Source organism: Occallatibacter savannae, from assembly GCF_003131205.1.
Taxonomy (GTDB): domain Bacteria; phylum Acidobacteriota; class Terriglobia; order Terriglobales; family Acidobacteriaceae; genus Telmatobacter; species Telmatobacter savannae.
The window spans coordinates 194,352-215,582 of record NZ_QFFY01000002.1 but is presented as its reverse complement, the minus strand read 5'-3'; the positions used below and the strand labels follow the sequence as shown (position 1 = coordinate 215,582).

The 21,231-nt window shown below is 60.9% G+C and carries 14 protein-coding genes; 5 read left to right on the top strand and 9 right to left on the bottom strand.

Features of this window, described 5'->3' with window-relative positions; genetic code table 11:
• Window positions 1–18: 18 nt before the first annotated feature.
• The 5 genes from DHV10_RS08325 to DHV10_RS08305 are packed head-to-tail and all read right to left on the bottom strand — an operon-like array spanning window position 19 to window position 11,101.
• Complete coding sequence (locus tag DHV10_RS08325) at window positions 19–2,679, bottom strand: ABC transporter permease (protein ID WP_239461397.1); 2,661 nt, start codon at window positions 2,677–2,679, stop codon at window positions 19–21.
• An 8-nt stretch (window positions 2,680–2,687) separates the two neighbouring features.
• Window positions 2,688–5,321: an ABC transporter permease gene (locus DHV10_RS08320; RefSeq protein ID WP_162601326.1), complete on the bottom strand. Its 2,634-nt coding sequence runs from the start codon at window positions 5,319–5,321 to the stop codon at window positions 2,688–2,690.
• Window positions 5,322–5,355: 34 nt separating this feature from the next.
• Entirely contained in the window at window positions 5,356–8,043 is a 2,688-nt protein-coding gene (locus tag DHV10_RS08315; RefSeq protein WP_109485898.1) for an ABC transporter permease, read from the bottom strand.
• 8 nt (window positions 8,044–8,051) lie between these two features.
• On the bottom strand, window positions 8,052–10,760 hold the full coding sequence (locus DHV10_RS08310) for an ABC transporter permease (protein ID WP_109485897.1): 2,709 nt from the start codon (window positions 10,758–10,760) through the stop codon (window positions 8,052–8,054).
• Window positions 10,760–11,101 (bottom strand): PadR family transcriptional regulator, encoded by a 342-nt coding sequence (locus DHV10_RS08305; RefSeq protein WP_109485896.1) that lies wholly within the window; start codon window positions 11,099–11,101, stop codon window positions 10,760–10,762. Before DHV10_RS08305 ends, DHV10_RS08310 begins: the two co-directional genes overlap by 1 nt.
• A gap of 164 nt (window positions 11,102–11,265) precedes the next feature.
• Between DHV10_RS08305 and DHV10_RS08300 the strand changes: the two genes are divergently transcribed.
• Both DHV10_RS08300 and DHV10_RS08295 read left to right on the top strand, forming a co-directional pair.
• Window positions 11,266–12,603, top strand: coding sequence for an amidohydrolase (locus DHV10_RS08300; RefSeq protein WP_109485895.1), 1,338 nt, complete (start codon window positions 11,266–11,268; stop codon window positions 12,601–12,603).
• Window positions 12,604–13,142: 539 nt separating this feature from the next.
• Window positions 13,143–13,430: a hypothetical protein gene (locus DHV10_RS08295; RefSeq protein ID WP_109485894.1), complete on the top strand. Its 288-nt coding sequence runs from the start codon at window positions 13,143–13,145 to the stop codon at window positions 13,428–13,430.
• A 13-nt stretch (window positions 13,431–13,443) separates the two neighbouring features.
• On the opposite strand, the gene DHV10_RS08290 is transcribed toward DHV10_RS08295, so the two are convergent.
• The 3 genes from DHV10_RS08290 to DHV10_RS08275 all read right to left on the bottom strand — a co-directional run bounded on the left by DHV10_RS08290 (window position 13,444) and on the right by DHV10_RS08275 (window position 19,209).
• A complete protein-coding gene (locus tag DHV10_RS08290) occupies window positions 13,444–14,814 on the bottom strand; it encodes a serine hydrolase domain-containing protein (RefSeq protein ID WP_162601325.1) in 1,371 nt (456 codons plus the stop codon).
• A 137-nt stretch (window positions 14,815–14,951) separates the two neighbouring features.
• Window positions 14,952–18,332: a TonB-dependent receptor gene (locus tag DHV10_RS08280; RefSeq protein WP_109485891.1), complete on the bottom strand. Its 3,381-nt coding sequence runs from the start codon at window positions 18,330–18,332 to the stop codon at window positions 14,952–14,954.
• 520 nt (window positions 18,333–18,852) lie between these two features.
• Window positions 18,853–19,209 carry a hypothetical protein gene (locus tag DHV10_RS08275; protein WP_109485890.1) on the bottom strand — a complete coding sequence of 119 codons (357 nt, stop codon included), beginning with the start codon at window positions 19,207–19,209 and terminating at the stop codon, window positions 18,853–18,855.
• A 254-nt stretch (window positions 19,210–19,463) separates the two neighbouring features.
• Here DHV10_RS08275 and DHV10_RS08270 point away from each other — a divergent pair, with 254 nt between their 5' ends.
• Window positions 19,464–20,348 (top strand): hypothetical protein, encoded by an 885-nt coding sequence (locus tag DHV10_RS08270; RefSeq protein ID WP_109485889.1) that lies wholly within the window; start codon window positions 19,464–19,466, stop codon window positions 20,346–20,348.
• 12 nt (window positions 20,349–20,360) lie between these two features.
• Here DHV10_RS08270 and DHV10_RS08265 read toward each other — a convergent pair whose 3' ends face one another.
• On the bottom strand, window positions 20,361–20,564 hold the full coding sequence (locus DHV10_RS08265; protein ID WP_109485888.1) for a hypothetical protein: 204 nt from the start codon (window positions 20,562–20,564) through the stop codon (window positions 20,361–20,363).
• Between the two features lie 193 nt (window positions 20,565–20,757).
• On the opposite strand from DHV10_RS08265, the gene DHV10_RS08260 reads away from it, so the two are divergent.
• Window positions 20,758–20,946 (top strand): hypothetical protein, encoded by a 189-nt coding sequence (locus tag DHV10_RS08260; protein WP_109485887.1) that lies wholly within the window; start codon window positions 20,758–20,760, stop codon window positions 20,944–20,946.
• Window positions 20,947–21,028: 82 nt separating this feature from the next.
• Window positions 21,029–21,205 carry a hypothetical protein gene (locus DHV10_RS08255; RefSeq protein WP_239461395.1) on the top strand — a complete coding sequence of 59 codons (177 nt, stop codon included), beginning with the start codon at window positions 21,029–21,031 and terminating at the stop codon, window positions 21,203–21,205.
• The last annotated feature ends 26 nt before the right edge of the window (window positions 21,206–21,231 follow it).

The window sequence follows — 21,231 nt, the reverse complement described above, 5'->3', positions numbered from 1 at the left end:
AGCCCGCCTCTCGTAGCCCTAGTCCGCCCGCAACGCCTCCATGGGATCCACTCCAGCCGCGCGTTTTGCCGGAATCCAGGCCGCCACTACCGCGACCATCGCCATCAACACCGGCACCAGCCCAAACGTAAGCGGATCGACCGCGCTCACATCGAACAGGAAGCTATGCAGCGCCCGGCTCAGCGCGATGGCTCCGGCTAGTCCCGCCACGCATCCCGCCAGCGCCAGAAAAAGGCTCTCCCTCACCACGCCGATTACGATCTGCCAGCGCTGCGCGCCCAGTGCCAGCCGCAGCCCGATCTCCCTCGTCCTCCAACTCACGATGTACGCAATCAGGCTGTAGACACCCACGGCGCCAATCACGATCGCCAGCGCACCAAACCCCAGCAGCAATACTGCCAATGCCCGCGGCGCTGCCACCGAGTTCGATACCAGATCGTCCATCGCTCTCACACGCGTCACCGGCGCTTGCGCATTCACACTCGCCACCGCACTGCGCAAACCCGCGGCCGCCTCGCTCGCGCTCGTATGCGAACGCAGCATCGCAAACATCACCGGCTGCTCGCGGTCCCGCGTCAACGGCAGAAAGACCTCATCCTTGAACCCCTCCTGCAACCCTCCCTCCAGCGCATTCCGCACAACCCCCACAACAACGGACGCTTTCTCTGCATTCCACATCGCCGGCGATTTCTCATCCGCCACGTCCAGCAGATGCTTTCCAATCGCGCTCTGACCCGGCCAAAGCCGCTGCGCCATGTGCTCGTTCACCACCACCGCGTGGGTCGACCCCGAAGCATCCTGCTCTTCCAGCAATCTTCCCTGCACCAGCTTGAGACTCAGCACATCGAAGTACCTCGCCGACACCACCCTGCTCGTCGCCAGCAGCGCACCCTGGCGCGCATCACGCGGATGATCTTGCGCGTCGAAGACATAGTTATCCGCCCTCCCGCTCAGCGGCAGCGAATCCGTCAGCGCCGCTGTCTCCACGCCCGCAATTCCTCGCGACCGATCCAGCACCGCATCGAAGAACGACTGGCATCTCCCCTTCTCCTTGCAAGCCGATGCATCCAGCGCAACCTCCGCCGTCACCACATGATTGGTTTGAAATCCTGGATCCACCTTGGTGAGGCGGTACAGGCTGTGCAACACCAGCCCCGCCGTAGTAATCACCACCACCGTCAGCCCGATCTGCGCCATCACCAGGATCTTCGAAATTCCGAATCGCGATCCCTGCCCTGCCAGTCCGCGCCCGCCCATGCGTAGGGTGCTCAGCAGGTTCATTCCCGCCATTTTCATCGAAGGAATCAACCCGAACACCAGTCCCGCAAACACCGACGCGCAAATCGTAAATACAACGTCACCCCAGTGCAGTCCCACATCCTCGATTCGGGGCGTGTCCGCCGGCAGCAGCCCCACAAAGATCCGAAGGCTCGCCGCAGCCGCCCCCAGCCCCACCGCGCCCGCGGTCAGCCCAACCACCACACTTTCTGACAACAGTTGCTGCACGAGCCTCTTCCCTGAAGCTCCCAGCGCGCTCCGCACCGCAATCTCCCGCTCCCGCGCACTTGCCCGCGCCAGCATCAGGTTTGCGACATTGGCGCACGCAATCAGCAGAATCAATCCGACCGCGCCAAACAGCAGCAGAAGCCGCGGCCGCATTGCACCCGTCTGCGACTCAAGCAGCGGCACGACGCTCATGTCTGAAGCCCAGATATCCGGCATCCGGAACGGAAACACAGGCAACAGCACCGAGTGCAGTCGTCTCAATTCAGCCTGCGCCTGCGCCGGCGTGGCCCCATCTGCCAGCCGGCCAAATCCGCGCAGGTTGAAGTCGTTCCACGGATCAAAAGCATCTCCGCCCTTGAACGAAACCGGCGTCAGGAACTGCGTATCCGCATACGGAAAATGCACTCCCGCCGGCATCACTCCAATCACACGCCGCGAAACTCCATCAATCCGAATCTGCCTCCCCACCGCTCCCGCATCTCCGCCGAAGTGCTGCCGCCAGTATCCATAGCTCAGCACCACGTCGTGATCCTCTCCCGCAACCGCATCCTGCGCAGAGAAGAACCGCCCCGCCGCCGGCCTCACTCCCAGCACATCCAGGGCGTTCACTGTCACCGCCGCACCAAACACCCGCTCCGGCACATCTCCGTCCGAAATGTTCGACTCCGCATCCGCCCCATACCCTGCCACCGCCTTCAGCGCCGTTGCATGGCTTCCAAGCTCCCGTATCCATCCCTTTGGAAAGAGCGGCGAGTTCGTCCCCGCAATTCGCACCAGCCTGTCCTGTTGCGCATAGGGCAGCGGGCGCAGAAGAATCGAATCCACCAGCGTATAGATCACCGCGTTCGCGCCGATCCCCAGCGCCAGCGTCAACACCGCCGTAACTGTGAACCCCGGCGCCCTTCGCATCTGCCGCAGTGCAAACCGCACATCCTGCAAAAGGCTCTCCAGTGGCGGCAGCGTCGCCCTCTCCCGGTATGCCTGCTTCGCCTGCTCCGCTCCGCCCAGCCGCATCAATGCCTCCCTCCTCGCCTCGTCTTTGCTCGCCCCGGCGCGCATCCGCGCCTCCACATCCATCGCGATGTGGCTCTCGAGTTCCGCGTCAAACTCCACGGCCTTCCGCCGCACAAATACGCCGCGCGCTCGCAACCAGAAAGCTCTCTGCTGTCCCATCGCCGCTCCTACTCCGTCCGCAACGCTTTCACCGGATCCACCAGCGTCGCTCGCCGCGCCGGCAGCCAGCACGCAATCAGCGCAATCACTCCCAGAAACACGGGCGCCGCCGCAAACGTCACCACATCGTGCGGCTTGATCCCGTACAGAAAACTCGAAGCAAACCGCGACAGCATCCACGCTACCGGCCAGCCCAGCGCCATCGCAATCAGCGCCAGCGCCATTCCCTGGCGAACCACAAGCCCTGCAACATTGCCGGCGCGCGCACCCAGCGCCATCCGTATCCCGATCTCCCGCGTTCGCCTGCTCACCGCATAGCTCATCACGCCATACAGACCCACAGCCGCCAGCAGCAGCCCGATCCCGCCGAACACGCCGAAGAGCGTCGCCGCCAGCCGAGGCAGGAAGTACGCCGATTTCACGTGCTCCTCCATCGTCTCCTCGTTGTAGATCGCGATGTTCGGATTGAGACCATAGATCTGCCGCCGCACAGCCTCCGAAAGCGCCGCAGGATTACCCGGCGTGTGCACCACCAGCGTGTATCCCATGCCAGATGGATCTTCCGCAATGCTCTGATCGAGCGAGCGATACAGCACAGGCCGCGTATCTTCGCCCAGCGTGCGCGATTTCGTATTCCCGACCACGCCGATAATCTCGTACGTCCAGCTGCCACCGTGCACGTGCTGCCCGATCGGATTGCCGCCCGGAAACAGCTTGTCGACAAAAGCCCTATTCACCAGTGCCACCCTCGGACCGTTCGCCGCCTCATTTGCGACATCATGCCCGGCAAGTATCGGAATCCCCATCGCGCTGAAATACCCCGGCGTGATCATGTACAGCTCCGTCATTGCGTTCACCGCGTCCTTCTCTTCGCGTCCCGCCACTGTGAACCCGTCGCTCCGATGACCACCCGAGAGCATCGCCACATCCGTCGGGACTGCGGCATCGACCCCCGGCAGCGCTGCAACTCTCTGCCGCAACTCCCGCATGAACCTGCTGATCTGTTCCGGCGTGTATCCATTCAGCCTCGGATCCATCGACATCAGCAGCAATCCCTGCGAACGAAATCCAAGATCGATGCGCGCGGCGCTCTCCAGGCTCCGCAGAAACAATCCCGTCACGCACAGCAGCACCACCGACATCGCAATCTGCGCCACCACTAGAACGTTGCGCAGAGTCACGCGCCGTCCCGGCCGCACCAGCGCATCCTCCCCCTTGAGTGCATTCGCCAGCATCGGTCGCGACGCCGCCCACGACGGGGCCATTCCCAGCAGCACGCCGCACCCAATGCTCACCGAGAACGTGTAGAGGAGCGTGCGCCAGTCCAGAGCCACAAACAAATTCAGGGGAATCGGCGCTGGAACATGAAATGCCGACAGCGCCTGCGTAGCCCATAGGGACAACAACACGCCCAGCGCTCCGCCCGTCACGCCCAGCAGCGTACTCTCCATCAGCATCTGTCGCCGCAGTCTCGCTCGCGTTGCGCCCAAAGCCAGCCGCACTGCCATCTCTCTCTGTCGTCCCGCCGCTTTTGCAAACAGCAGGTTCGCAACATTCGCACCCGCAATCGCCAGCAGCAGCAGCACAATCACGCTCAGCACCGAAAAAAACGTCAGCACCGCGCCTCTCTCGCGCGGCGGCAGCGAGCCCGCCTGTTCGAACCGGAACGCCATGTTCTTGTCCGTTTTGGGATACTCTGCCTCGAAGCGATGCCCCATTGTGTCCAGCTCGCTTGCTGCCTGGCTCCGCGTCACCCCGTCGCGCAGCCGCGCCACAACCGCAAGCCAGTGATACTCGCGCGAGTTCTGCGGAGGCAGGTCGGCCGCCAGGTCCTTCGCCAATTCCAGCGGTACCCAGTACTGAATGTCCAATATCTGATCGACGCTGCGGAACGACGCCGGCGCCACCCCGATCACAGTGAACGCCTTCCCCGACAGCTTGACGCTCTTGCCCACAATCTGCGGATCGCTCGCAAACCGCCTCTGCCACAGCCTTGCGCTGAGGACCACGTCCGGCGACCGGCTCTCCTGCTGTGCAAACCCACGCCCCGCCACCATAGGCAGTCGCAGCACATCAAAGTAGTTCGTCGTCACCGCCTGGCCCCACACTCTCTCCGGGTCACCATCGCCGCTGATCGATGCGGGAAGTAGCTCGTAGAAGGCAGCCACACCCGAAAATGACTTCGCTTGATTCCGTATGTCCTCATATACAGGCAGAGGAAACTCGTTGCAGCATGGATCGCCTTTCGGCGCAATATGCAGCGACAGAAGGGTCGCAGGATCCCCGACCGGTGCGGGTCGCAGCACAAACCGGCTCACCATCGCAAAAATCGTCGCATTCGCGCCAATCCCCAGACCGATCGAAATCACCGCCACCAGCGTGATCGCCGACTGCTTCGCAAGCGTACGCACCGCATACTTGGCATCGCGCCCGAGATTCTCGATCCAGGGCAGCGTCCGTCCTTCGCGCCGCGCCTGCTTCGCCTGCTCCACTCCGCCTAGCTGCATCAACGCACGCCTCCGCGCCTCGTCTTCACTCAAACCCATGCGCACCCCGTCTTCCACCTGCATCGCGATGTGCGCATCAAGCTCCGCCGAGAACTCCTCATCCGCGCGATCCCGCACCATCCCTAGCAACCGCATCCAAACTCCGCGCAGCTTTCGCACTCAACCCTCCCTATTCGGTCCGCAACGCCTGCATCGGCTCGATCGAAGCCGCGCGCTTGGCAGGGACCACCGCCGCCACCAATCCACAAACCACCATCAGCGCGGAAACTGCAACCACCGTCATCGGATCGTGCTCGCTCACGCCAAACAAAAACGACCGCATCACGCGCGTCATCATCCACACGCACGCCAGTCCAGCGACAAGCCCCGCACCAACCAGCGCGCCCGCATTCCTCATCACGAGCAGCAGCACATCCCGCCGCTCCGCACCCAGCGCCATGCGGATTCCCACCTCGCGCGTCCGCCGATTCACGGAGAATGCCATCAGCCCATACAGCCCCACCAGCGCAAGCACCAATGCGATTCCGGCAAACGCCGTCAGCAGCGAAGTCTGAAACCGCCTCCGCGCACTCGCCAGCGAAACCCACTCCCCCATCGTCCGTATATCCGTCATCGCCAACTGCGGATCGATTTGCTTCAACAACAACCGAATCTCATTCGTTAATGTCGCCACCGGCAATGCCGAACGGACTGCTACACCTGCCCCGCTCATCTGATAATTGGCGTAGTACATCTGCGGCTCTGCTTCCTCTTCGAGACCCACATGCCGCACGTCCCCGACCACGCCCACCACGGTGTTGAAGTCTTTCCAGCCGTCCGCTTCCCGGTTAGTACTGATGCGCGCCCCGATTGGATTTCGATTCGGGAAGTAAACATCTGCAAGTCGCTTGTTGATGACCGTCACGCCAGCCTTCCGGGTGATGTCGTCCTCCGTCAGATAGCGACCTGCAATTAGCGAAATGCCCATCGCCGTGAAGTACTGTGGAGTAACATATCGAGCTTCGGCCTCCTGAAACTCTTTGTTGCTCTGCGACCCATCTATCCACATCAACGTGATACTTTCCGAGTTCGTGAGCGGCAGATAGTTCACCGCTCCGGCCGCAACAACTCCCGGCAGATGATTTAGCTTGGCAGTGAGCTGCCGAAAGAAATCAACCTGCTGCTCTGGCGTTTTGTATCGATCATCAAGGCTCACATGAAACGTCACCGTCGCCTGAGAAAAACCCGTGTCGACGTTCACAACTTTCACGTAGCTGCGGATCAGCAACCCCGCCGCAGCCAGCAGCACAACCACCATCGCTGTCTGCGAAACAATCAGGCCGCTCTGCACCCGGCTATGCCCTCGTGAGCTTGCACGCGCGCCATGCGCCTTCAGAAACTCAGTCAGCTCTACCCGCGATGCCCGCCACGCTGGCAGCAATCCTGCAAACAAGCTTGTAAACAGCGCCGCTCCCAAAGCAACCGCCAGCACTCGCCAATCCAGCGATGCCTCGTTCAATCGCGGAATGTTGCCCGGATCGAGCTTCGGCAGCAGCCGCAGGAACAGAAACGCAAGGGCAACTCCCACCGCGCATCCAGCAGCCCCAATCAACAGCGACTCCGTCAGCAGTTGCCGCACCATCCGCCCGCGTCCCGCACCGAGCGCAGTCCTTACTCCCAGCTCACGCGCCCTCTCAGCCGCTCGAGCCAGCAGCAGGTTTGCTGCATTGCCGCACGCTATCAGTAACACCAGCCCAACCGCCGCCAGCAGCAACCGCATCAGCGGCCGCACCGGGCCGATCGACACATCGGTGAGCCGCTCAATCAGCGCGCCCCACTGGCGCAGCGGCCCCAACTCATCGTTCGGGTTGCCCGGATATTCCTTATCCAGCCGCGCCATGATGCCGGCCATCTCCGCCTGCGCCGCGCGCACCGAAACCCCAGACCGCAGCCGCGCGATCGTGGTGTTGTCGTCCGGCTCCCGCGCAACTCGCTGCTTCGCACTCAATACCAGCGGCATCCAGACCTGCGTGGACTTGATATGCGAATTCCCGTAGGGCAGATCCGACCCAAACGGATACTCAAACTCCGGCGGCATCACGCCGATAACCCGGTAGGTCGCCTTGTCCAAAACAATTGATTGCTGCAACACATCCGAGCGCCCACCAAATCGCGACATCCACATCGAGTGGCTGATCACGATTACCTTGTCACGGCCGCTCTGCACATCCTCGCTGGTGATTGCCCGCCCGATCTCTGGGTTAGCCTCGAGCGTCCGGAAGAAATCTTCGTCCACGCGCGCCGATCCAACCTGCTGAACCGTTCCGCCCTCGTTCAGGTTCGACATCACCTGTACGAAGTTGCTCATCGACTCGAATGACCGGCTCTCCCGCTTCAGATCGTAGAAGTCCCCATACGCCGGGCAAATCACCTCGGCAGGAATCTTCAAATTCGGATTCGGCGAGAACAGATACACCAGCCTCTCCGGATCCCCGTACGGCAGAGACCGGATCAGCACAGCATTCACCAGGCTGAAGATCGCTGTGCACGCGCCAATCCCCAGACCAACTGTTGCAATGGCCGTCAGCGCAAATCCCGGTGCCCGCCGCAACGTCCGCGCTCCATACCGCACGTCCTGCACCAGGTTCTCCATCCACACCAGCCGCGCCCGCTCACGCTGCGCTTGCAGCACCTGCTCCGCGCCGCCCAGCTTTACCAGCGCGATCCTTCGCGCCTCCGCCTCGCTCATCCCCGCCGCAACCCCGGCCTCCGTATGCAGCGCCACATGGGCTTCTAGTTCAGCGGACAACTCACCTTCCGAGCGTCCGCGGTCGAGCATGTTTCCAAACCGTATCCACAGCGCGCGCAGTCTTCGCATAGGCACTGCTACTCCATCCGCAACGCGTCTGTAGGATTGATGTGCGCTGCTCGCCGCGCCGGCAGCCAGCACGCGACCAACGCAATGGAACACAAGAAGATTGCTGCCGCTGCATAGATCAGCGGATCCATGCTGGTCCGTGCCAGCAGCATCGGATGCTGTCCTCCGCCGAAGTTCGCAAATGAGAAAGCAGCAATACTTCTCGTGAGCAGTAGCGCCAGCGCAATGCCTCCCGCAACCCCTGCTGCCGTGACCGCCAGTCCCCTCCCGATCACCAGTCCCAGCACGTGCCGTGGCCGCGCCCCCAGCGCCATGCGCACGCCGATTTCCTTGGTCCGCTGCGCCACCCAGTACGCCATCACGCTGTAGAGACCCACTCCCGCAAGAAGAATCGCAATCGATCCCATCACCGTCATCAGACTCGCAGCAAGCTTCTGCGGATAGAGCGAAGCGCCAATCGCCTCCGTCATTGGCTGCGCGTCGTAGACCGTCACATTCGGATCGACCGAGCGCGCCTGCCTGCGCAGCGTCGACAGAATGCCGTTCGGATCCCCATGCGTCCGCACATAGATCGAGAGACTCATGTCTTCGCGATAAAGCTGGCGAAAATTCACATAGAAGTATGGCGTCGGCTTTTCATTGAGGTAGTGGTATTTCGAATCCTTCGCCACTCCGACAATGCGGAACCATGTCCCCCAGCCATGCACCTTGTGGCCGAGCGCTTTTCCATCGGCGAAGTAGCGCTTCGCAAACGTCTCGTTCACAATCATCACCGCCGGCGCTTTTTCATTGTCCTGTTCGGTGAAGTTGCGCCCATCGACGATCGGAATCTTCAGCAGCGGCAGATAGCCCGGCGAGATCACGTTGCGGAAGACATTCATGTTTTCATCGGGCTGCGGAGCATACCCTTCGATCTTCAACTCTTCCCACCAGCTGGGCTCGTAGCCAAGCGGCACGCCATCTGCATAGGCCAGGCCCTCCACGCCGGGCGCACTCTGCATCTGCTGTTCGAGCCTGCGGCAAAATTCTTTTCGCTGCGCGAGGTTGTAGCCGTTTGTGGAGAGATACAGCTGGCTGACCAGCACGTGATTGGGGTCGAAGCCCGAATCCACGTGCAGGGTCTGCGCAAAGCTGCGCGCAAACAGTCCGGCTCCTACCAGCGTTACCAGCGCTAGTGCCACTTCGCTGGCCACCAGCACTGAGCGCGTTCGGTTGTGTCTGCGGCCGGCAGAGCCGCTTCGGCCGCCATCGTTGAGGCGCGAGCTTAGATTCAGTCTTGTCACATGCAGCACAGGCAGCACGCCGGCCAGCGCCGCAACCAGCACGCACAATCCAGCCGTAAACACCATCACCGGCAGGTCCGGTCGAATATTTAGCGACGTTACTGTCTTCCACGCCCCCGGAGGCATCAGCAGCGTCAGTGCTCGACTCGAGAGCGGCAGCACCGCCAACCCCAGCCCCGTGCCGAGAAGCGTGAGCGTCATGCACTCTGTCAGAACCTGCCGCGCCACACGCCCGCGCCGCGCGCCCAACGCCATCCGCGCAGTGAATTCCTTTTCCCGCGCCGTAGCACGCGCCATCAGCAGGTTGGCCACATTCGCGCAAACAATCAGCAGAACAAGCACCGATACGCCCATCAGGATCCGCAGCGGCCCCGCCAGCAATGCCTGAGGTCCGAACGGCGACTGTGAAAGCGGAAGCAGTGTCGCACTCATACCCTCGCTCACGTCTGCATTCGCCACGGCCATGCGATCCGCGAGCGTCTTCAACTCCTGCGCCGCCTGCGCAAACGTCGCTTCCTTCTTCACCCGCGCGATGGCCAGCATGTTTCGGGTGTGGCGATCGCGCAGCATCCAGTCCTGCACTCCGTTCAACATGGGCTGCTGCATGTACGGAACCCACAGGTCAAACGCAGTCGCCGGAATCGATCCGTGAAAAGCCGGATCGGCAACACCCACCACCGTAAGCGGTCGCTGGTTGATGCGAATCGTCGAGCCGATCACATGCGGATCGGCGCCGAAGTGCGTTCGCCAGTACTGATCGCTGATCACCGCAACCGGGTATTGCCCCACCGCGTCGCCGTACTCCGCCGGGAGAAAAAGACGTCCAGCCTCAGGCTTCACTTCCAGAACCGAAAAGAAGTTGCCGCTGACCAGTTCTCCCCATACCCGATCGCTATGCTCTTCGCTGCCTACACTAAACGCCGCCGGCCGCGTCACGGCGATCCCATCCAGCAGCTTAAGGTGATCGCGAAAGTCCTTGTAGTCCGGATAGGACGAAGTGATCCACGTTCCGTCAGCCGCCACGCTCACTACGCTCGCAAGCTGCGATGGGTTCGCAACCCCGCTTAAAAGCTGCAGCGAGACCGCATCAATCCACGTGAACACCGTCGTCGTCGAAGCGATGCCCACCGCAAGCGTCAGTACCGCCAGCACAGTCACTCCCGGATTCCGCATCATGCTGCGGCCCGCAAAGCGAAGATCGCGCACAAAGTCCTGCATCCACCAGATGCCGGCGCGCTCGCGATAAGCCTGCCTCACCTGCTCTGTTCCGCCCAGCTGAACAAGTGCACGGCGTCGCGCCTCCTGCTCATCCAGGCCCTGCCGCTTCCCGTTCTCAACCGCCATCGCCACATGGCTCTGCAGTTCCGCATCAAACTCGTCGTCGTGGCGGCCGCCGCGGCGAAGTCTCATCCACATTGCTCGAAGCGCTTTCATTACGCCTCCTCGGCCGGCGTGAGAAACCGCGACAGAATCTCCGTCGTCTGCTCCCAGTCCGCCGTCGCCCTGCGCACCTGCTTCTGCCCGGACTTCGTCAGCTCGTAAAATTTTGCCTTCCGGTTGTTATCGGAGAAGCCCCACTCCGACCGCACGTATCCCTCTTGCTCCAGCTTCAGCAGCGCCGGATACAGCGTTCCGTAATTCAGTTGCAGCAAATCGCCACTCGTCTGCTCGATGCGCCGCGCAAGCCCGTACCCGTGCTGCGGCCCCATCGTCTCCAGCGTCTTCAAAATCATCAGCGCCAGCGTTCCCTGCCAAACATCCGTCTTGTCGCCCATTCTCTTCTCCTATGGGTCTGCAATAGGAGCACTCTACGCCCGCCTCTATGGGAACGCAATAGGAACGGCACGCGTCCGCCAAATACTTGTGACGAACAGCGCAGCTCATGCATGTTAGCCTTGCCTCAACGTTCGCCTGAACACAAACACGGAGCCTGACACCCATGAAGACGCGTCGCTTCGCGCTCGCCGCCCTCGCAGCACTCTCTGCCCCCGGGCTGATACTTGCCCAGTCGGCCTCCGACCTCCCCGCGTCTGTCGACAAGCAACTCCCCGCGCTCACCGAGACGTACAAGCACCTGCACCGTGCACCCGAACTCTCCCACCACGAAGAGAAGACCTCCGCCTTCCTAGCGGCTGAACTCCGCAAGCTCGGCTACACCGTCACCGAGCGCATCGGCAGATACGAAGACGGCTCCCAGGCGTATGGCATCGTCGCCATCCTCCAGAACGGCTCCGGCCCGCGCCTCCTCATCCGCAGCGACATGGACGCGCTCCCCGTCGAAGAAAAGACCGGAGTCGATTACGCCTCCACCGTGCGCTCCAGCAACGCTCAAGGCCAGGACGTCGGCGTCATGCACGCCTGCGGTCACGACATCCATATGACCGTCTTGCTCGGCACCGCCCGGGAACTCGCCGAACGCAAGTCGCAGTGGCACGGCACCGTCATGCTCATTGGCCAGCCCTCGGAGGAAATGATCGACGGCGCAAAAGCCATGCTCGCCGACAACCTCTACCAGCGCTTCGGCCGTCCCGACTTCGTGCTCTCAGAGCACGACTCCAACGACGTCGCCGCCGGATCAGTCTCTCTGAAAGGTGGTCCGCTCCTCGCCAGTTCCACCGGGATCAACGTCACCATCCGCGGGATCGGCGGCCACGGCTCGCGCCCGGAAGTCGGCAAGGACCCCATCGTTCTCGCTGCCGAATTCATCCTCGTTGCCCAAACCATCGTCAGCCGGCAGATCGATCCCCAGCAGCCCGCAGTCCTCACCGTGGGATTCATCCACGGAGGCACGAAGAACAACATCATCCCTGATCAAGTCGAGCTCGGTATGACACTCCGCACCTATTCGCAGGCCCTCCGCGATACGATCCTCGCCGACATCCGCCGCACCGCCAACGGCCTGGCCGAGAGCTATGGAATCCCCGCCGACCGCATGCCCGTCGTCAAGGTCCTGGAAAGCACTACCGCAACCCTCAACGACGCGCCGCTCACCGAGCGCCTGCGCAAATCCGCAACCGCCGCGCTCGGCCCCGACCACGTCGAAGAAGCCAAAGCCGTGATGGGCAGCGAAGACGTGGGTCTATTCACGCTCGACGGCACGATTCCCGGCGTCATGTTCTGGCTGGGCGCCGCCGACCCCATCAAACTCGCAGAGTGCCGCAAGACCGGTGTTGCCTTGCCCAGCCCCCACTCCGCCCTCTTCGCCCCCGTCTACGCCCCAACCATCAAAACCGGCGTCACCGCCATGACCGCCATGGCCCTCGACCTCCTGAAATAGCTTCTCTCTCGTGGATCAAGCGCGCCTTCAACCCGCCTTGAAAGAAGGCACCAGTCCGTTCTCGCTGAAGGACATTCATCGCAAGAAGGTCTGTATCAGGGCACGACTTCAGTCGTGCCGAAAAGGCAGTTTAAGAGTCGAAGTGGGCTTCAGCCCCTGCCCCATCCGTCTGCCTCAGTACCCATCATGTCTCCGCGAAGCAACACTGCCTGTCATCCCGACCTGCAGTTAGCTTAAGCGATCGCAAGGCTCGGCTCTGCGGTCGTTTCCGCATCTCCTGCATTTCAGATGGTTGATTAGGGATTTTTCCTTCAGGCTATGATTGCCTAATGCTTCGCGTTTTAGCGGTACTTCTAATCAGTTTTTCACTGATGTCCGCGCAACACGTCTCAACTCGCCCATCCTTTAATCAATATCCAGCAAAGGAGATTTATAAGGGAACTCCCGCGATACCCAAGCTAAATCACAATCAGCGGTCTTTTCGCACCATCATCCTGAGAGGAGCAAAATCGTCCGTCCAATTCGCAGGCCATTATACGGTGCCACAATTCGGCTGCGGTGCGGAGTGCAGCGGGTTCTACATCGTCGACTCCATCAGTGGAAGGGTGTATGACGGATTCGGAATCATTGATCTACCTCGCAATTGGCTGGAGAAGCAATCTGGCGAGGAGCCGCCTCGAATCCAATTCATGCCTGACAGCCGTCTGATCAAAATAAACGGTTGTCCTGACGAACGAGACTGTGGCTACTACGACTACGTAATCGATGACGGCAAAGGTTTGAGACTCATCGGAAAATGGCTTCTGCCCGAAGAGTTTCAGGACTAGGCTTGAAGCCCATTCACTTCCCCGGCCCCACCAGCGCCCCATACACCACGCCCCGGCTCAGATACTGCAGATTCTCCGTATTCGGCCCGCCGCCCATCCGCTGAATCATCCCTACAAACACCACATCGTTCGTCGGATCGATCCAGAACCACGTCCCCGCCGCGCCATCCCAGAAAAAAGTTCCCTTCCCCTCCGGCAGATTGGCAGTCGGCGGATCGAACACCACCGCGCAGTTATAGCCATACCCAAACCCCGGGCGCATCCTCTGCGAACCGATGCTGAACTCGCCCGTCAGCAAATTCGACGCCAGATGGTTCGCGCTCATCAGCTGCACGCTGGCCGGGGACAGCAGCCGCGTCCCGTTAAGCTCGCCACTGTGCGCCAGCATCTCCGCAAACCGGAAATAATCCTCAGCCGTCGACACCATGCCGCCGCCGCCCGAAGCCATCGTCGGCTCATGCGCGAAATCACGTTTGTTCACTGTCTGCGGCCCGTGATCCGACAACCCGCCGTTCGGCTCCACGTAGTACACCGTCGCAAACCGCGGCCACTTATCCTCCGGTACATAGAATCCCGCGTCCTTCATGCCCAGGGGCTTGAATATCTCGTCGCGATAAAACTCCGGCAGCGTCTTGCCGGAAAGCTTCTCCACGATGTAGCCCTGAATATCCATCGAGACCGAGTACACCCACTTCGTCCCCGGCTGATACAAGAGCGGCACTCCCGCCAGCTTGGTCACAAACTCATGCAGATCCTTCGTCGCGAACAGGTCCGCATCGCGCACCATCTTGTCCACCGGCGTATTCCCGAAGATCCCGTACGTGAACCCCGCCGTATGCGTCATCAGCTCCGCCATCGTCGGCGGATGCACCGGATCTTCGAGGATCATCTTGCCGCTCGCATCCTCGCCCGCGTAGACCTTCAGGTGCGCAAACTCCGGCACGTACTTCGCGATCGGATCCGACGGCATCCACTTGCCCTGTTCGTAGAGCTTCATCATCGCAACCGCGGTGACGACCTTCGTCATCGAGTAGTCGCGGAAGATCGTATCTTTCGTCATTGGCTCGTGCTTCTCGATGTTGCGCATTCCGTAGGTCAGGTAGTCCACCACCTTCCCGTGCCGCGCCAGGATCGTCACGACGCCCGCCACCTGCTGGTTCTTCACCGCATCTTCCATCAGCGTGTGCAGCCGCTCCAGTCGCTCCGTCGAGAACCCGACCGACTCCGGCTTCACCGGCGTCATATCCAAGCGGCTGCTGGCCGGAGTCGCACTGTTCAAACTGGAAGTCGATGTCTTGGCCGCATTCTGCGCAGTCCCGCAAAACGAACTCGCCGACAACCCAACGCCCACCACCGCCGCACACAACACGCGTTCAATCCGCACCAATTTCACCCTCACTCTCACGACGCACCTTTATACCAAAACAAAGACCAGAACCCCGCAGCCGAATCAATCGACTCCAAAGCCCTGGTCCAATCTCAATCTCTGCGTCTTTAGTCCCTAGTCCCTAGTCCCTGCTTTTAGTAAATCAGCTTCAGCGAAAACTGAATCTGCCGCGACGTTCCCGCCGTCCTGCTGATGAATCCAAACCCGTTCGTCGTGCTGATTTGCGCCGAAGGCACGCCGTTCGCCGTGGTCGTCGTCACTCCCAGCACATTCGCCGGCGTACTCATATTCACAATGTTGAACAGGTTGAACAACTCCGTCCTGAACTGCAGATCCATTCGCTCCGCGCCGCTCGCCCTGCGGCCAAACGGAGTGTCCTTGATGAACGCGAAATCGAAGTTGTAGAACGCCGGCCCGCGAAACGTATTCCGACCCAGCGTTCCAAACCGACCCTGGTTCGGTCCCGTCCCGCCTGCAACAAACACCGGAATACTGAAGTATGCCGGCCCGTTGTTCGGTCCCGCGCCGAAATAATCCTTCCGATCTTTCCGCGCAGTCGAGAGATGCGGCTTTGCAATCTGGTCGGGCCGATCCACACCCAGCGATCCCGCGCCCGTCTGCTGAATTCCCGAGTACACCGTAAACGGCGCTCCCGAGCTGATGCTCGAGATGCTCAGCATCTCCCACCCGTCCGTGATCTTTCTCGGAATCGCCTTCAGAAAACTCGCGTCCTGCAGATGCAGATCCTGCGCCAGGCTCAGTCCGAATCCATGCGTGATATCGAAGTTGGATGGCCCTTTCTCCGGATGCATATCGAACGGGTTCTGCGACAGGCCGGATGCCACGGCGCCCGTCGCTCCAACCCCGCCCAGCACGATGCTTGTGTTATCGATCGATTTCCCCCACGTATAGCTCGCCTGAATTCCGGGGCCTCCGTGTGGAACCGTTCCCGACAGCGAAGTCTGCAGCGCGTGGTAGGTCGAGTGCGAGTCGCCGGTGACCGTCGTTTCCGTCCCGAAGCCCCCAATCACATTGCCGGCCGCGTCGAACTTCGTGTGCGGCGCAAACTCCTCCGTCGCGCCCGGGTATCCATTCGGATACGCAAACCTCGGCAGACGCACTCCCGCCGTTCCCACATACGCTGCATCTGCGGTCAAATTGCCGAACTTGCGTTCCAGCCCTGCCGTCCATGTATACAGCCACGCGTTTCCGAAATTTGGATCAATTCCCTGCAGCTGTAGCGGAATGATATTTGGCGAATCAGTCAGAGCCGCCATGTCCCGCTCGTAGCGGTCCACATCCATCACCGTATTCGCCGGCACATCCTTCGTCTTTCCCGATGCGAAGACATCCTTCCCGTCCGGCGTGTACGTCGTCGGAACCTGTGACGGCGAAATCGTGAAGCCGTACGCCAGCGGATGCGCGCCTGAGGAAACCTGCCGCGGATACACCGCAAACGGAGTTCCGCCGGTCAGCGCGTTGTCCTGCCAGATGTTCGGCGGGATCACCATGGAACTGGCCCCCGCGTGCACCGTCAGATTGTTTGTCGCCTGCCAGCTTGCCTGAACGCGCGGCTGCCATCCGTCGTACTGTTTGCGATACCCCGGCTGAGGATTGATCAGGTATACCTGGTCGCGGCCCCACTCCGAACTGATGCGCGACGTCCGGTGCGCCCGCTCCGAGATCGGCGTATACACATCCCACCGCACCCCGAAATCCAGCGTCAGCTTCGGCGTCACCTTCCACGTGTCCTGCACCCACCACGCGTAGTTCTCGCGGTTGATCGCCGCCGGTCCCATGTGCTCGCCCGACGAAATAAAACTCGGCGCCACCGCCACCGTATACGTAAATGGGCTCCCCGATAAGAATCCGGACAACGAATCCGGCAGCGGGTCGCCAACGTTGATGTTGTGCTTCCCGCTCGCCGACGTAATCGCCTCCGTCGCATATGCGGTGCCGCCGCCAAAACCGTACTCACCGTTGGGGCTCGTTCCAAAGTACGTTGTATCGCGATTGATCCGCGCCTCCACGCCGGCACGAATCGAATGTTTCCCCGTCGTGTACGCAAACGTCTCGCGCCCATGGAACAGGTTCCCGTACGCCTGCATCACAGAACCGGCGGAGTTATCGAACGCCTCAAACAATCCATCGGCGAACTTCACCGCGGGGTCCGTATGGTTCGGCGTCGGAAATCCCGGCGTCGTCCGCGTAATGCTCAGCAGCGACTCCAGCGTCATCCGCGGCGACACCGTGTGCGTCCATGTTCCCATCACGTTCCGCTGCCGGTCCCGGTACTCCACCGCAAACGATGGGTCGATCGCCGTCTGATCCGGATTCGTCGTCGGCCCGGTCAGATTATCCAGGTTGAACCGCGCCAGGAATTGGTCCTTGTCTGTGAACTTGTGGTCGATGCGCACCGAGAACTGGTTCGCATCCGTCACCACCTTCGACGCCGTCGCATAGGTGTTCGCGCCAAACGATCCTGTCGGCAAATTCGGCAACGGATACCGCGCCAGAATCCCGGCAATCTCTGGCCTCACCGGAACAGCAAGCGTATCCGTCGTTCCATCGCTGAAGCCAATCGTGTCGTAAACAACATTGCTTCCTGCCGCCGGCCTTTGGTTCGCAGAAGGCACCGGCATCACCTGCGTCGTTCCCAGCACCTGCCGGAAGCCCTGGTATTGCGTAAAGTAGAACGTTTTCTTTCTGCCGTCATAGATATGCGGCAGAAATACCGGCCCGCCATTCGTGAATCCGAACTCGTTCCTGCGGAAGGGCGGAATTCTTCCCGGATACGCCGGCGTCGGATGATCGAAATAGTTCCGCGCATCGAACGCCGAGTTCCGAACGAATTCAAAAAACGATCCGTGGAATCCACTCGCACCACTCCGCGTATGAATGTTCGTGAACCCTGCCGCCCCGCGTCCAACCTCAGCCGGCATCCACCCCGAGCTCGAGTCAATCCCCTCCACCGCATCCACATTGAAGTTCGAGAACGTCGCGCCGCCCATCTCCGGATCGCTGATATCCGCGCCGTCCATCGCAAACGTCGCTTCCACGCCGCGCTGCCCGTTGATGGCAAACTGCGCGGTGAAGTTCGTCGCGCCGTTCGAGTCCGTCATTGTCCCAGCCGCAAGCAACAACAGGGAGCTGAAGTCGCGCTTGTTCAGCGGAAGTTCGCTTACGGCTTCGCTCGACAGCTCCTCGCCGCCGGTCCCCGTCTTCTCTTTGCGCTCCACGAGCGTACTCACCGTCAGCTCGCCGCGCCCAGCCAGCGTCAACAGCGCCTCCGGCCCATTCACCTTCACATCCACTTGCTGCGCGCTGCTCACCTTGGCGCCCTTCGCCGCCACCGTCAGCCGGTAGCTTCCTTCAGGCACCTGCATCGTAAACCGCCCCTTCGTGTCGGTTCGAGCTTCGCCCTTGCCGTGATCGGAGGTGAGGGTGACCTTCGCTTCGGCAATCGGCGCGCCCGCCGCGTTGCGCAGCAATCCGCTCCATGGCACCTGCGCCATCGATTGCGCAGAGCTGCACAAAAGAAGACCGAAGACGAAAATAGGGAGAGAGAAGAAAAACGCGGACACCGATCGGCGTCCCCACGCGAGGGAGGGCAACTTCTTTGTTGTCACTGGACTACCTTAAAAAAGCAAATGCATCCCGGACGTCCGCTGCATTCCCGTCTCTGCGCCCGGAACTTCCCAGCATTATAGCCCCATCAGCTCTACTAAAACCTTTTTGCGGGGTGCCTGCGCCTTGGCGAAGGCGACCCCGTCACGCCGGAGCCGTAGGAGCAGGCAGACCATGCCGCGCCGGAGCACTCGACGCAGCACCTGGCCCTCGACCTGCGCGAATTGGTGGCAAGTTCGCTCTCCCACCAGCAGCGCTCGTCTCATCGGAAGGAAAGTAGTAGTCGCGGAATAGGTTGGGAATCAGGAACAAACAGATGCCCACCCTCGCCGAGCCTTTGTCGGCTGCGGAAGGGTGGGCCCTGCGTTCAACTGAAAACTGAAACTAGCAACTGATGACTATCTGTTGTTACCACCGGCGGTCGTCGTCGTCATCGTGCCTCCATCCGTAGCCGCCGTTATAGATCTGGCGAACCCGCTCGTAGTACCCGCGCCGGAATCCCTCGCGATACTCATGCGCCTCGAAGCGCGGCAAATCGGTATCGCGATACTCATCGCGATTGTTCACATTCGGCCGGCGATGGTTCTCAAAGTCGCGATCGGCCCCTCTTACTCCGTCATAATATCCACGCCGCTCCCAGGCCTCTTCGCGCTCGTGCCGCTCGTAGCCCCACTGCGGCTGTCCATACCATTGAGCTTTGGCTGTCTTCGCGCTTCCCAGCAGAGTGATCGCAAGTGCAGGTACCAGTAAAAGTGTCCGCCTCATATATATGGTCCTTCCTATTCCGCCGCGCCCTGCGGCTCACCAGTTCTGAGGACTCGCGTCCAACTCCGCCCTCAAACCCTGTGCACCATAAGGACACAATCCCGCCCCGCAGGTTGCGCTCCTGCTCTCGATTTCTTTTGGAAGTTCCGGGTAAACGTAATCCGCCCGCAGTTCAACTCGGTGCCAGGCCCCCTCGAATCCAATTTTTGCCGCTTGTCTATCCTGCACCTTTTGCGCAGAATTGACTGCAACCCATGAAAGTTCCGCCGATGCTGTTTGTGCTCTTCGTCTGCCAGGCTTTGGCAGCCGCGCAACAGCCATCCGTCGCCCAACACCCGCTCCGCCGCCAGTACAGCGAAGGCCAGAAACTCGCGTACCACATGAAAGGCGTAAACGAATCCTGGCACTACGAAATCGATGCGGAAGGCATCGTGAAGAAAGACTCCTCTGGCCGGTTCTTCGAGGAGTTCCGCTGGACAAACATGATCAGCGACGGCCATCCCGTCTCGCTCGCTCCCTCCGCGATCGCCTACCGCCAGAAGCTCACCCTTGATCCCGCGCAGAATCCCTCCGCACCCGATCTCAAAGACGCTGACCCGAAGATGATCGGTCCCATTACCGACCTCATGACCTTCTACGCGGACCTGTGGCTCCCATCAAAGCTCGGCGTGCTCCGCAAGGCAGGAGATCACTTCTACTTCCACAACTTCATGCCGCCCTCGTCCTGGGCCGACGGAAAACGCGTGCTCGTCGGCGAAGACGCCATCGACTTCGACATGACTTTCAAGTCGCTCGATCCCGCCTCCTCGACCGCTCAGATCGAGATAAAGCACGTTCCGCCTCAGAAGCAGGCACTGCCCCTCAAAGCAGACTGGATGAAAGAGCCAGTTGCATCGGCCCAGAACAATTGGATCGAGATCACCAGGAACTCAGATGGAAAATACGAGGCCGGAGTCGGCCTCGAGACCTTCGCCGTGGAACTCAACGTCAGCACTACCGACGGTCACATCGTCAGCGCAACCATGGACAACCCCGTCAACACCGTCGAGCGTATCTGCGAAGACGAATCGCTAGCGAAGTGCTCCGAACCCAAACGCCACGAGATCCTCCGCAGAATCGAAATCACGCAGAAGCCCTGATCGAGAACCGCCTTACGCCGCCCGCGTCTCAAACCGCCCAAAATACGTCAGGCACTGCTGCACAATCTTCTCGCTTGGTTCTCCCGTCTCAACCTGGTTCTGCAGCCACAGCAGCATCGTGCTGTACTCTTCCTGCTCATCCCCATCCAGGTTCAGCTTCGACAGGTTCGCGGCAAGCCTCTCAACCAGCGCGCTCAACTCCACATTGTTCGGCATAATCCATCAATACCCGAACTCGATGTGAATTAGTCGGTACCGAATTCCTGAGCCTCTCTCCGCAACGCCGCCTGCTGAAACGCCATGCACCGGAAGATCACTATCTCTCTGATCTCTGTTCTTCTCCCACTTTGGTGTTAACCACCGCAACTCGACGCTTCAAACTTCGTTCTCATTGACAGGACCAACGACCATGAAAGCCCAGATCAAACACGCAACCATCCCCATGAGCCTTGCCGTACTTTGCCTCGACTGCAACAGCATCAGCGACGCCAACCGCGAGTGCCCAGCCTGCTCCTCGCGTGCCCTGATGAATCTCAGCGCCGTTCTCGATCGCCCCGCCGAACATGCACAGCCTCGCAGGCTCGCCGTCGCCGCGTAGCTATTGGCTACAAGCTACGAGCTACTGGCTTCACCTTCCGGCACTACACTGATTTCGTGCCCACCCCATCCGGAACAAATGGGTGCTTCAGTTCGGCATCATCGCCTGCGCCGGAGTCATCCCGCTCGCCCTCATCGCCGGCCCCATCCGCGGCATCCCTCCCTACTGGCGTCTCATCGACTGCAGCTTCGGCATCATCGGCGTAATCCCGCTCCTCATCTGCCTCCACCACGTCCGCCATCTCGAACGCGCCGCGTAGCTCCTGAAAACTGGAAGCTGGAGACA